Source organism: Cohnella phaseoli, assembly GCF_003386235.1.
Lineage (GTDB): Bacteria > Bacillota > Bacilli > Paenibacillales > Paenibacillaceae > Cohnella > Cohnella phaseoli.
Genome location: NZ_QRDZ01000019.1, coordinates 1 through 12,493, shown reverse-complemented (window position 1 = coordinate 12,493; position 12,493 = coordinate 1). Strand labels below are relative to the sequence as shown.

Here is a 12,493-nt window from a genome sequence, read left to right as displayed (position 1 = left end):
ACGGTAAGGAGCTTGCGGCATGACAAACAACACGAACAGAAGAACGGCGCATATTATCTCGCATACCCATTGGGACCGCGAATGGTATTTGCCTTATGAGAAGCATCACGTCCGGTTGATCGAGCTGATGGACACGCTGATGGATACGCTCGAGAGCAATCCCGAGTATCGCAGCTTTTTTCTCGACGGTCAGACGATTATCCTGGAAGATTATTTGCAGGTTCGCCCCGACCGCCGGGAACGGCTGGAGAAGCTGATTCATGAAGGCCGCATTCATATCGGGCCGTGGTATATATTGCAGGACGCGTTTCTGACGAGCAGCGAAGCCAATGTGCGCAACCTGCAGATCGGGCACCAGGATGCGGGACGTTACGGCACGATCTCCAAGGTCGGCTACTTCCCCGATACGTTCGGCAACATGGGACAGGCTCCGCAGCTGATGCGGCAGGCGGGCATCGGCAACGCGATTTTTGGCCGCGGCGTCAAGCCGACGGGCTTCAATAACACGGTCGCCGATTCCGATTATGAATCGTCGTTCTCCGAGCTGATCTGGGAAGGTCCGGACGGGTCGCGCGTGCTTGGCATTCTGTTCGCCAACTGGTACAGCAACGGCAACGAGGTTCCGGTCGATCCGACGGAAGCTCGGGATTACTGGGAACGCAAGCTGGCCGACGCAGGCAAATATGCGTCTACCGGCGAGCTGCTGTATATGAACGGCTGCGACCACCAGCCGATTCAGACCGACCTGCCGGAGGCGATTCGCGTTGCCCGCGAGCTGTACCCGAACACCGACTTTGTTCACTCCAACTTCGCGGATTATTTGGCTTCGGTCGAGGGAGCGCTTAGCTCCGAGCTGTCGGTGGTGAAGGGCGAGCTGCGCAGCCAGCGCACGGACGGCTGGTCGACGCTGGTCAACACCGCTTCCGCGCGCGTGTACTTGAAGCAGATGAACCAGCTCGGGCAGGCGATGCTGGAGAAAGTCGCCGAGCCTTTGGCCGCTTACGCTGCTACAGCGATTGGCGCGGCTTATCCGCACCATCTGTTCACCTATGCGTGGAAAACGCTGATGCAAAACCATCCGCACGACAGCATTTGCGGATGCAGCGTGGACGAGGTTCACCGCGAGATGGTGACGAGGTTCGATAAGAGCCGGCACATTGCCGAGACGATTGTGGAAGCGAGCGCGAAGGCGCTGGCCGAGGCGATCGATACGTCGGAGTTTGCCGCCTATGGAGCCGGTGCGGTGCCGTTCGTCGTGTTCAACACGACGGGCTGGGAGCGCGGCGGCACGGTAGAGATCGAGCTGGACGCGGAACGGATTTATTTCCGCGACGGCGTGGCGATGGACGAGATGATCCGCCGCATGAACGCGGTGGATATTTCGGGTCGCATCGTTGTCGATGCGGAAGGCCGCACGATCGCGCATACGATGGAGGATCTTGGTCTGCAATTCGGCTACGATCTGCCGAACGACAAGTTCCGTCAGCCTTACTGGGCGCGTCGGGTGAAGCTGGTGCTCGAAGCCGATCGCGTCCCTGCGCTTGGGCATAAAGCCTATGCTTGGGCGGACGGCTCTGCGGCTGCTCAGGCCGGCGTTGCGCCGGAAGCTGCGACGGCTTCGGCGTTGGTGTCCGGAAGCCGCGTGCTGGAGAACGAGCATCTGCGCGTCGAGATCGCGGATGACGGCTCGCTGGCGTTGACGGACAAGGCGACAGGCGGCGTGTACCGCGACCTGCTCGTCTACGAGGATACGGGCGACATCGGCAACGAGTACATGTACAAGCAGCCGAATGGCGAGACTCCGCTGACGACCAAAGGACTGGCGGCGGAAATTACGGTGCTGGAAAATACGCCGTATCGCGCTTCGATCGAAATCGTGCACGATTGGGCGGTTCCGGCTTCGGCGGACGAGCTGTTCGAGCAGGAAAAGCGGGAGGCGGTCTACTATCCGGAGCGCAAGGCGCAGCGGGTGGAGCATACCGTACCGATGATTATTCGCACAGTCGTCAGCTTGGAGCGTGACGGCAAAGGCGTCGGAGTGCGGGCGACGTTCAACAATCAGGCGAAGGATCATCGCGTGCGCGCGCTGTTCCCGACCGATCTGCAGGCCAACGAGCATCGCGCGGATGCGATCTTCGAAGTGGCGGTGCGCGCCAGCGAGCCGTCCGCGGAGTGGCAAAACCCGAGCAACACGCAGCATCAGCAAGCGTTCGCCGACGTCAGCGACGGCTCGCGTGGCCTGACGGTCGCCAATCGCGGGCTGAACGAGTACGAGGTGCTGCGCGACGGGCGCAACACGATTGCGGTGACGCTGCTGCGCTCGGTGTCCGAGCTTGGCGACTGGGGCGTCTTCCCGACGCCGGAAGCGCAATGTCTCGGCGAGCATACGGTCGAGCTGACGATTATTACGCATTCCGGCGACGGGGCGGCCGCGGGAGCGTTCGCGCTGGCCTACCAGTTCCAGGTGCCGTGGACGGCTGTCCAAACCGACATTCATGACGGCAAGCTGGCTGCGATCAATGCGCCGCTTTACTGGGAGGGCGAAGGCATCGCGTTCTCATCGATGAAGCTTGCGGAGGAGAGCGGCGATCTGATGCTGCGCTGGTACAACATGCAGCCGGCGGAAGGCGAGCTGAGCGTCTACATGACAGGAGATTTCTCTCGCATCTATAAGAGCGATGTGCTTGAACAGGCAGGCGAGGACGTTACGCCGGCCGACCGCGACGAGCCGCTGAAAGCTCGCCTCGGCAAATGCGAGATCTACACGTTAGGCGTTACGCAATCTGAATAAGCTTGCTATGGGGGCTATCCCTTTCGGTCAGGAGATGACCGGGGGATGGCCCTCTGTTTTTTAGGTGCGTGAATAGGTCGGCGGTTCGGAACTGCAAGCGGTCATTGCAATACCGGTCGTTTCAAATTAGAATCAAAAGACACATACGTAATCGGCAGGAAGGGTGTATCCGGTTTTGGAATCCGCTTTGCTGGGGAGCTTTATTTCGGCGATGGCTACTGTAGTTGGGGCCGCTCCCATCTTTTTCATTCGCAGATTGTCCGAGAAGTGGAAGGATATTCTGATCGCGTTTACCGCAGGCATCATGGTGTCGGCCTCGGCGTTCGGACTTATGCCGCAGGCGATCAAGGAATCGGGCATTTTGGGACTGACGATCGGGCTGTTGGTCGGAGTCGTCGTGCTCGATTTGATCGAGAAAAACATCCCTCATATCGACGTCGAGAACGACAGCCGCGTCAGCTCCTTCGACTCGAAATCGCTGCTGGTCATTATCGCGCTGTTCATACATAACATTCCCGAAGGCCTGAGCACGGGCTTTAGCTATGCCAGTCAAAACGATGGCCTAGGGCCGATGGTGGCGATCTCGATCGGAGCTCAGAACATGCCGGAAGGGCTTATCCTCGCCGTATTTCTCATCAACTCGAAAGTCAGCAAGCTGCGATCGTTCGCCATCGTTTTTTTCACCGGCTTGATGGAGGCCGTCTCGGCGGTTATCGGTTATTTTACGGCAAGCGGCATTCAGGGGATGATCGGTTACGGGCTGGCTTTCGCCGCAGGAGCGATGCTGTTTATCTCCTATAAGGAACTCATTCCGGAAAGCCATGGGCACGGGTATGAAAGGGTTTCGACCTACTCGTTTATTTTGGGGCTGCTGATCATGCTGTATATTAGCCAGTGGTTCGGATAAGGGGAGACGCGGCGAATGAAAATCTATAGTTTGCGGCCGATTCCGGCTCTTGAGGGAAAGGTTAAACAATTTCTTGAGGACAACTATGTCAGCATCGGATACCCGGGGATCGGCGATTTGGAAGGTGCGGACCGGCACGAAATAGAGACAAGATTGGCTGACGGCGGGTTTGCGGAGCGGGGACGCGAGGCGGCGGAAATCGATCTATTCGTAAACGGCGTGCAGGACGGCGATTATGTGTTGCTGGAAAATGGAGACACGGTGATGATCGGCGATGTCGGGGATTACTTCTATGTCGAGTCGTCCGACACCGGCGAGGACGGAACCTGTCATCGCCGCGGAGTGACGTGGCTGCGTCGGATTCCCCGCTCGGAGCTGAACGATCTCGTGCAGGGCACGCTGGATGCCCCCGGACTGCTCAAGCTGTTCGCTTATCCGTCGCAGTTAGCGCAGCTGGATCGATGGCTGGCCCCGCAGCTCGAAAATAAGCCGTCTGACGGCGACTTGCCGCAAGTCGATCGCGAGACGATCGCGGAGGCGCTGGCGGTGCTTAAGGCGGCGCTTCGCAGCGATAATCCCGACCGACGAGAACGGGCTGCTGTCGCGATATTGCGCTATGCCAAATCGGATTAACTTATAAAAAAGGCTTTCACCGCTTGAAGCAAGGCGGTGAAAGCCTTTTATTGTTGCCTGCAGTCAGGATGAAGGCACAAAGCCAATCCTAATTCGGCTTGTTCGTCGTATAGCGGTCGCCTTCGCCGAGAATTTCCCGTACGACATTGCGAACCAACCGAACCTGATCGGGCTTCTGGTAGCGCAGCGCCGACAAGATTTCCTGAAGATCGTTTTCCGAGTCGGTGCGTTTCTCTTCCCCGTCCACATAAGTGAACAACTGCGACAAGCTAACCTCCAGCGCTGCGGAGATTTTAGCCAGATTCAGCAGAGCAACATTTTTCTCGCCCCGTTCGATTTGTCCAATATAGGAGTAATGGAAGCCGCCCTTTTCTCCAAGCTGCTCCTGCGACATTCCCCGTTCCTTGCGCAGGCTCCGTATGCGTTGGCCGACTAGCTTAAGAATCTCGTTCGCCAATCGTTCACACCTCTCATTCATTCCTTATCAGTGTAGAAAAGAGGAGAGAGGTAATGAATCGGTAGAAAGATACAGTTATTATAAAATTAGTATTCATAAATCGCATTTAAAGCTATAATCAAGACATTCAGTTCTTTTTTTCATATTTAATACGATTAATGAGTATCATCTCCGTACCGAAGAATCTTATGCGCAACAAGCTGCCAGGAAGGGGGGAGACGGATGCTGCTGCCGTTGCTGAGCTCAAGTGGGGAACATCGCTTGCTGGACGTGAAGGAGATTGTCTATTTACAGACGAACGGAGAGGGAAAACTGACCATTTATTCCTATGACGACGAGTATAAAATGATATCTACGATTAAAGAATTGTCCGACTTGCTGGAGGAATCCGGGTTCGTACGGACGGATCGCGGAACGCTGATTCACCCGGAGCGCGTAGAAGCTTTTGATGGGATTTTGAATATCGTCAAGCTGCGCACGAGAAACGGAGAGGTGATTACGCCCGTGTCGGGCAAGGCCCAGAAGCAAATTAAACAATATTTGAAAAGCTTGAACGAAGTGAAAAGGGACGAGGAGTAATCCTTAAGAGAGAAAGAGCCGATAGGCGGTTTAGCGAGTGCGATTCATGACCATTCTAGTAAGGAATTCATATACTAGACGGGGTGATCGTATGGTCTTATTGCTGTTATCGGCGGGGTTGGCCTCTCTGGCTTGCTTAACGACGCTCGCCATCGGCGCTTTGTCCCCAGTGGGCAAAGCGCTGGGCGTGCTGTCGGCCGTGCTGGGAATCGCGTGCGGCGTAACCGGCGGTTCCGTGGCGGCCGGCCTCGGCGCCGACGAACGAACGGTGGCGGCCGTAGGCCTGTTTTGTTGTTCCTCCTTAATGATCGGTGGCAGCGTCGTGGCGCGCAGGCTCATTCGGAAAGCGGAGCTGCAGCGGCACCTCTAGATCGTCCGCCGTCATCCGACGAGGTCGCGCCGCAAAGTAAACAAATCCTGCAATTCCTCCGTCGACAGCTCGGTGATCCATCCCTCGGAAGAGGAGACGACATTATCGCTGAGCTGTTGTTTGCTTTCCAGCATCTCGTCGATTTTCTCCTCCAGCGTGCCAAGCGCGATAAATTTGTGCACCTGCACGTCCCGCGTCTGGCCCATCCGATAGGCGCGGTCCGTCGCCTGGTTCTCGACCGCGGGATTCCACCATCTGTCGAAATGGAAGACGTGGTTCGCTGCCGTTAGATTCAGTCCTACTCCGCCGGCCTTTAACGAGAGTACGAAAACGCCGGGGCGGTTCTCTTCCGAAGAAGAAGGTTCCGCGACTGCCGACTGGAACTGCTCGATCATGCGGTCTCTCGTCGTTTTGGGCGTGCTGCCGTTCAGGTAGAGGACGGGCTCTGCCAATTCCTGCTCCAAAACCCGCCTCAGCATGTTGCCCATGCCGATATATTGCGTGAAAATCAGGCAGCGGTCGCCCTCTTCGCGAAGCTCCTTGACCATAGCCAGCAACCGTTCCAGCTTGGAGGAGCGTCCGACGAGCGCATCGATATCAAGCGGCTTCTCTTCGGAAGAAGGGGCTTCGGGCACGGCTTCCTTCGTCAGCAGCAGCGGATGATCGCACAGCTGCTTGAGCCGGGTCAGTGCGGCCAGAATCGCTCCCTTGCGCTCGATCCCCTCCAGCATCTTCATTTTCTCCATCAGCTCGTTCACCGTCTGCTCGTACAGAGCGCCTTGCTCCGCGGTCAGATGAACATAGGTTTTCATTTCGTTTTTGTCCGGCAGATCCAGCTGAATAGCCGGGTCCTTCTTCTTGCGCCGCAGCATAAACGGCTTGATCAGCTTCTGCAGGCTGGCCGTGCTTTGCTCGTCCCTGTCCTTCTCCACCGCCACCGCGAAGCGTTGCTGGAACTCGCGCGAGCTGCCCAGGTAGCCGGGATTGATGAAATCGTACAGCGACCACAGCTCGGACAACCGATTCTCGATCGGCGTTCCGGTTAGCGCGATGCGATGTCTGGCCTGCAGGCTTCTCACGACGAGCGATTGCTTCGTTTGGGCATTTTTAATATTTTGCGCTTCGTCGAGACTGATCGAGGTCCAAATCACTTCCTGCAGCGTCTCTTGATCGAGAGAACAGGTCGCGTACGACGTAAGCACGATGTCCGCCTGTCGGGCCGCTTCAGTAAACTCTTCTCCGCTTAGACGTTTGCTTCCGTAATGCAGCATCACCTTCAACGAAGGGGCGAAGCGGCTGATTTCCTTCTGCCAGTTGCCGAGCACGGAGGTCGGGCAGACGATCAGCGACGGCATTGGACGTTCGGGTCCGGCCGCACTTTCTTGAATATGCAGCAGGTAGGCGATAAGCTGTACCGTCTTGCCGAGGCCCATATCGTCCGCAAGGCAGGCGCCAAGCCCGAACTGGCGAAGGAACGAGAGCCAGGCGTATCCTTCCTGCTGATAGGAGCGAAGCTCGGCCCGCAATCCCAGGGGCACGGGAAGTCTCGGCTGCTCCGATTGCTGCGTCAGCTGGCCGATCAGCTCCGTCAAATGCTCGTTCAGCTCAATCTCCAGACGGATGCGCTGCTCCCAGTCAATGTCCTGCTCCTCTTCGTTCTCCTCTCGCTGCGCGTCCCAGCCATCGTCGCCGCCAAGCAGATGCAATTGAAGAATTTGCTGGAACGAGAGACCTTGGCGTCTGTCCACGGAGGACATCGCCTTGCGAATTTGCGCCAGCAGCGCCGGGTCGAGCTGAATCCATTGGCCGCGAAAACGAACGAGTCTGGCGCCTTTGGCGACCAGCTCGGCGAATTCCGCCTCCGACAGATCGACATCGCCGATGGCGATTCTCCAGTTGAAGTCGATTAGCGAGTCGAGTCCGAACAGCGACCCGCCGGCGCGGCCTCCTTCGCCGGCGCCGACTTGGGCGCGCAGGCGCGGCTTCTTGCGGCTGGCCGTCTCCCACCAGGCGGGCAGCAGCACCTGCCAACCGGCCGCCAGCAGCCGCTGGCTGTCCGTCGTCAGGAAGCGCCAGGCGGCTTCGTCGTCCATCGGTTCCGCAAATAGATCGCGAGGAGAGCCGTTAAAGCGATCGTCCGGCAGCAAGGCGAGCAATCGCTCCAGCCATTGCCCGGAACGCTGGGAGATATAGGACGACCATCCCTCGGGCCATGTGCCGAGCAGCTCGCCGGTCGCGGCCAAACGCGCCGGGAAGATCGCCGATTCCTCCGCTTTGTCCTGAAGAACGAGCCGTATGCGCCAGTCGTCCTCCTGCTCGCCCGGCTCCAGCAGCTGCATGGCGGGACGGAAAGGGGCGTTGTCCGCTTTCCAGCCGATGAAGACGAGCCAGTCGTTCTCGCTCATTCCGGCGTGGTCGAGCTTGTTTTTGTTCGGGAAGAGCAGCGGGTATTCTCGGCGAAGGTCGCCCGCCGACGTCGGCAGACCGTAATGTGTGCTAAACACTCCCGCTGAGAATGCCGCGCGAAGTTTGACTAGGAATTCATTGTCCGTTGCAGCCGCTTCGAGGGAAGCTCGCTCCTCCGAAGATAGAGAATCTTCGTCCCATACCCACTCCAGCTTGTCTGCCAAATGGGCCTCGAAGCTCGGGTGGTATTTTTTCTCCTCGATTTGTCGGGCCAACAGGGGAGCCAGCTCAAGCAACCGCTTAGCGTCATCTTCCCATTCCCACTCGATATGGTTGAGCAATTTAGGCGCGGCAAAGTACGGGATCACCATCTCGGATGGCAAAACGACAGCTTCGATGTCCTCCAAAGTATGGAAAAGCAGCTCCGTTCCGTAGAATGAGGCCTCGTGCCAAGCAAATAAGGAGTGCTTCAAGGCGATGCCGGACACGGAGCCGTTGGGGGCTGCGTAATAGCCGTGGAGCAGCACGTCGCCATATTCTCCGAGCAGGCCGCGTACATATATTTTTCGTTCCGTCCGGTTGTGCATCATATCAGCAGCTTTCCTTTCCGAAGCTCCTCCTGAAGCGCGCGCAGGCGGCTGTGCCTGTCCACGAACGCATCGAAAAAGGCCTCCCAGCGCGATTCCCGTTTCAGCCTCTTATACAGCTTAGCCAATCTTTTGAGCAGCTTCACCGCCGTTTTGTAGCCGTCTCTATTTTTGAGCAGAACATAGCGTTCGACCGCCTGGTGGTAAAAAGGAAGCAGCGCTTCCGGCGCGCCCTTGTCGATAGGCGCCAGATCGGTAACTCGGAATTCCAGCGGATCGCTGCCCAGGCTGAGCTGGAAATCCATCCATCGCTGCCATTGGCCGGTTTCCATTAGCTTCTTCTCGTACAGCTCGCGGGTGAGAGGCAGCAGAGAGACGAGACTGTCCCACATTTGCGGTCCGGCTTCGGGAAGATGACGCATAGCCAAGTCCCAGTATTCCGAATATACGCGCACACTGTTCGCTCTGCGGAGATTGAGCAGCGGAGCGATTTCCGCCAGCCAGTCGGGGAGTCTCGGCCAATCTTCGGATTCCGTAAGATGCTCAAGCAGACCCAATAGAAAATCCTCGGGGATGTTCGACTGCTCGTCGACCGCCCGCAGCAGCTCCCAAGCTTCTTCATCTTTTCTTTGATACGTCTTTAGCGCGGCTTGGGCAACGTTCAGGGCAAGGGATGGAGAAGGCAACTCAAGCTGGTTCGCCGTCTCGTCGATGCGGGCGATTTCTTCCTCGTTTGCGGATGCGGCGGTATTTGTTGAGGGAAGAAACCAGCCCCTCCACACCTGCAGATAATGATGAAGGTAGTAGCGGCTGTCGTGCGTCTCTGCGAGCATTTCGCGCCGCAAGTAATCGAGCGTCTGCCTCGCTCTGGATTCGTTGCCGGGGCTTACGGCTGTCTTGGCCATCTGGACGATGCGCTGGGCAATCTTGCCCTGCAGATCGGAAGCGGCATGGTGCGTGTGAAAAGCCAAATAGGAATACATATAGCCGGATACGTCCTGCGGCTGCTTGGTCAGCTTCCCGAGCACATAGAAATGGGCGTGCAGCAGGAAAAAAGCGTCGACATCGGCAGGGAGGGAAGTTTTATGCCGGTAGATCGCGGCTAAGGCATCGTTGATAAATTGCGTATTGCGGGAGCTCTGCATGAGCGACGCGGTCGCCAGCTCGAACCATTCGTGCCATTCCTTCACGCTCAGCTCGGCGATCCGTTTGGCTTGTTTCTGCAGCAGGGCGAGATCTTCCGCGGCCTTCTTGGCCGCGAGCTGCCTGGCCTCGTTGTAGGAAGCTGCCCGGGATTGGGCTTGCGGCGCTGAAGCTCCCGTAATCGATTTAGCGTTAATCAGCGAATGGACCGGGCGATTGTGCATGTCGGCATACCGAAGAAGCGAGGCAAACATATGCTTGCAGTTGTAGCCGACGGGGCAGTCGCAGCGGCTTGACGAGAGGGAGTCCAAGTTAATCGAGACATGGTGCAGATCGCCTCCCTCGACGACGGCTTTCACCGTGCGTTCTGCGGGAAGGATCAGCTTCACGACTTTGCCTCGTTTGAAGTATTGGAAGCCTCTGCTGATCGTGACCTCGCCGAAATGTTTGGCGACGTCGCGGACGAGCTGATCCCATTGGTCGTCGTCCAGTTCATAGGTCGGTATCATATTTGAAGGTCTCCCGAATCATTGAAATCAGAAAGCTATCCTTTAAGTATAACACGTTCGATGGAGTAAATGCCCTTCGTTTTCGTACATGTGTTCGGTTTTTGAATCGTTCACACATTTGTCCGAAATCGGATCAGAAACTAGAAATCGCTTGGCTAATCTTCTGCTATGATGTTCTGAAGGGTGTCGTAGGTAAAAATAACTAATAGATTGGGTCGGGGGGCTTGTATATGTCGAAAAATGCTAAATACTCACGCATGCTCACGATTAGAAAAAAGCTGTTTGCGGTTTGTTTCTTTCTGCTGATTGTACCGATTCTCGTACTCGGCGTTGTCGCTTACCGGGTGGCCTCCGAGGAAACGAACGATTTGATCGAGAAAAGCTTGAAAAACAACGTAAGAATGGCGAACGAAATGTTGAACGCATTGGACGAGTCCGTCAAGAGCGGATCGGTTACGCGCGAGGAAGCCGAAGAGAGCTTGCGGATCATGCTGCTGGGCGAGAAGCGAGCGGACAACACGAGACCGATCAATACAAAGATAGATTTAGGCGAAAACGGATACTTCTACGTTCTGGACGACAAAGGAACCCTTCTGGCCCATCCGAGCCAGGAAGGGGAAAACATCTGGGATAAGATGACCTCCGACGGCGTTTATTATATTCGCGATGTCGTAACCTCCGCTCTCGGCGGCGGCGGCTTTACCTTCTACGATTGGCCGCTGCCTCATTCGGACAAGGAAGCTCGCAAAATCGTCTATGCCGAGGCCAATTCCAATTGGGGCTGGATCATCGCGGCCGGCTCTTATATGAGAGACTATAACGAGGGACAGCGCGCGATTTTATGGGCCATTGCGATCACGCTGATCAGCTGCCTGGTCGGCGGCATGGTGGCGCTCGTCCTGTTCAGCGAGCATATTTCCCGTCCGATCATCCGGATCACGAAGCTGGCCGAGCGGATGTCGCAAGGCGATCTGACCGAAGAGGGGCTCTCAGTCCGCAATCGCGACGAAATCGGCCGGTTGGCCGGCGCTTTTAATCAGTTGTCGCACAGCTTAAGAGAGCTGGCGGGCAATCAGTTGCTCAGCGCGAACGCGCTTGCGGCTTCCTCGAGACAACTGTCGGGCGTTATCGGCGATACGGTAAAAGCCGCGCATCGGACATCCGAATCGTTGGTCGAATTGGCGGCAGCCAATGAAGCGCAGGCGAAGGGAGTCGGAGAAACGGCCGACGCGATGGAAGAGATGACGGTCGGCATCGATCGAATCGCGAATTCGGCGGGGATGACGTTCGAAGCCTCCGCGGCGACGTTAAAGCAAGCGGAGGAAGGCCGAGCGCTGCTCGATCAATCCTCCGAGCGAATGGGGACGATTCACGATACGGTCGGCGAGATCGGTCAAGTCGTCGGACAGCTCGGGGACCGCTCCCAGCAGATCGCCGACATCTCCCGGGCGATCCGGGAAATATCGGCGCAGACGAATCTGCTGGCGCTGAACGCTTCCATCGAAGCGGCCCGCGCGGGCGAGCACGGCAAAGGCTTCTCCGTCGTTGCGGGCGAAATCCGCAAACTGGCTGAGCGCTCCGACGAATCCGCCGTTCAAGTGACGGAGCTGGTTGAAGCGATCGTCGGCGACATTGAGAGGGCGGGCGACTCCATGGCGAAGGGCGAACGAGAAGTGCAGTACGGCATCTCCTCGATCCGTCAGACGGGCGAGGCGTTCGCACGCATCTACGAAGCGACGCGCGGAGTTGCCGAGCAGGCTGAAGAAGCTTCCGCCGCAGCCGAGCAAATGTCCGCCAGCGTCCAGGAGGTTGCGGCATCGCTGCAGCAGATGGAGGGAGGCTCGGCCAAGTCGGCCGAAACAGCCGGCTCCATCACGGCGGCGAACGAGGAACAACTGGCGGCGATGGACGAGATCGCTTCGTCCGCCGAACGGCTGAGCCAAATGTCCACGAACATGAAGGAGCTCGCCAGCCGTTTCAAAATCAGCTGAAGCTGAGCCGATGGTATTGGTGGGGATGGGGCTGTCTCATAAGTGGACTTATGAGCAGCCTTTGTTTTATCTCGATGAATGTTTTTGTGGGGATGTATCTCCTTACGGTTGCTGTTGGAA

9 protein-coding genes are annotated in these 12,493 nt (G+C 57.2%); 6 read left to right on the top strand and 3 right to left on the bottom strand.

Going from position 1 to position 12,493, the window contains the following annotated elements; genetic code table 11:
- Nucleotides 1–19 precede the first annotated feature (19 nt).
- The 3 genes from DFP98_RS22085 (at nt 20) to DFP98_RS22075 (ending at nt 4,331) form a co-directional block, all read left to right on the top strand.
- The gene (locus DFP98_RS22085) at nt 20–2,791 is read left to right on the top strand and encodes an alpha-mannosidase (RefSeq protein ID WP_116062789.1); all 2,772 of its coding nucleotides are present in this window, start codon (nt 20–22) and stop codon (nt 2,789–2,791) included.
- A gap of 175 nt (nt 2,792–2,966) precedes the next feature.
- Entirely contained in the window at nt 2,967–3,698 is a 732-nt protein-coding gene (locus DFP98_RS22080; protein ID WP_116062788.1) for a ZIP family metal transporter, read from the top strand.
- A 15-nt stretch (nt 3,699–3,713) separates the two neighbouring features.
- Entirely contained in the window at nt 3,714–4,331 is a 618-nt protein-coding gene (locus DFP98_RS22075; RefSeq protein ID WP_116062787.1) for a hypothetical protein, read from the top strand.
- A gap of 88 nt (nt 4,332–4,419) precedes the next feature.
- On the opposite strand, the gene DFP98_RS22070 is transcribed toward DFP98_RS22075, so the two are convergent.
- The gene (locus tag DFP98_RS22070; protein ID WP_246016647.1) at nt 4,420–4,725 is read right to left on the bottom strand and encodes a helix-turn-helix domain-containing protein; all 306 of its coding nucleotides are present in this window, start codon (nt 4,723–4,725) and stop codon (nt 4,420–4,422) included.
- Between the two features lie 285 nt (nt 4,726–5,010).
- Between DFP98_RS22070 and DFP98_RS22065 the strand changes: the two genes are divergently transcribed.
- Nucleotides 5,011–5,367 carry a LytTR family DNA-binding domain-containing protein gene (locus tag DFP98_RS22065; protein WP_116062785.1) on the top strand — a complete coding sequence of 119 codons (357 nt, stop codon included), beginning with the start codon at nt 5,011–5,013 and terminating at the stop codon, nt 5,365–5,367.
- Nucleotides 5,368–5,458: 91 nt separating this feature from the next.
- Complete coding sequence (locus DFP98_RS22060) at nt 5,459–5,737, top strand: hypothetical protein (RefSeq protein ID WP_116062784.1); 279 nt, start codon at nt 5,459–5,461, stop codon at nt 5,735–5,737.
- An 11-nt stretch (nt 5,738–5,748) separates the two neighbouring features.
- Here DFP98_RS22060 and DFP98_RS22055 read toward each other — a convergent pair whose 3' ends face one another.
- Both DFP98_RS22055 and DFP98_RS22050 read right to left on the bottom strand, forming a co-directional pair.
- Nucleotides 5,749–8,730 carry a DEAD/DEAH box helicase gene (locus tag DFP98_RS22055; RefSeq protein ID WP_116062913.1) on the bottom strand — a complete coding sequence of 994 codons (2,982 nt, stop codon included), beginning with the start codon at nt 8,728–8,730 and terminating at the stop codon, nt 5,749–5,751.
- Nucleotides 8,730–10,382 carry an SWIM zinc finger family protein gene (locus tag DFP98_RS22050; protein WP_116062783.1) on the bottom strand — a complete coding sequence of 551 codons (1,653 nt, stop codon included), beginning with the start codon at nt 10,380–10,382 and terminating at the stop codon, nt 8,730–8,732. Before DFP98_RS22050 ends, DFP98_RS22055 begins: the two co-directional genes overlap by 1 nt.
- 230 nt (nt 10,383–10,612) lie before the next feature.
- Here DFP98_RS22050 and DFP98_RS22045 point away from each other — a divergent pair, with 230 nt between their 5' ends.
- Nucleotides 10,613–12,373 carry a methyl-accepting chemotaxis protein gene (locus DFP98_RS22045; RefSeq protein WP_116062782.1) on the top strand — a complete coding sequence of 587 codons (1,761 nt, stop codon included), beginning with the start codon at nt 10,613–10,615 and terminating at the stop codon, nt 12,371–12,373.
- Nucleotides 12,374–12,493 lie beyond the last annotated feature (120 nt).

Excerpts from the sequence above, each read along its gene's own strand:
- DFP98_RS22085 (WP_116062789.1), top strand. The coding sequence starts at position 20 with ATGACAAACAACACGAACAGAAGAACGGCGCATATTATCTCGCATACC.
- DFP98_RS22070 (WP_246016647.1), bottom strand. The coding sequence starts at position 4,725 with ATGTCGCAGGAGCAGCTTGGAGAAAAGGGCGGCTTCCATTACTCCTAT.
- DFP98_RS22065 (WP_116062785.1), top strand. The coding sequence starts at position 5,011 with ATGCTGCTGCCGTTGCTGAGCTCAAGTGGGGAACATCGCTTGCTGGAC.
- DFP98_RS22075 (WP_116062787.1), top strand. The coding sequence starts at position 3,714 with ATGAAAATCTATAGTTTGCGGCCGATTCCGGCTCTTGAGGGAAAGGTT.
- DFP98_RS22060 (WP_116062784.1), top strand. The coding sequence starts at position 5,459 with ATGGTCTTATTGCTGTTATCGGCGGGGTTGGCCTCTCTGGCTTGCTTA.
- DFP98_RS22050 (WP_116062783.1), bottom strand. The coding sequence starts at position 10,382 with ATGATACCGACCTATGAACTGGACGACGACCAATGGGATCAGCTCGTC.
- DFP98_RS22045 (WP_116062782.1), top strand. The coding sequence starts at position 10,613 with ATGTCGAAAAATGCTAAATACTCACGCATGCTCACGATTAGAAAAAAG.
- DFP98_RS22055 (WP_116062913.1), bottom strand. The coding sequence starts at position 8,730 with ATGCACAACCGGACGGAACGAAAAATATATGTACGCGGCCTGCTCGGA.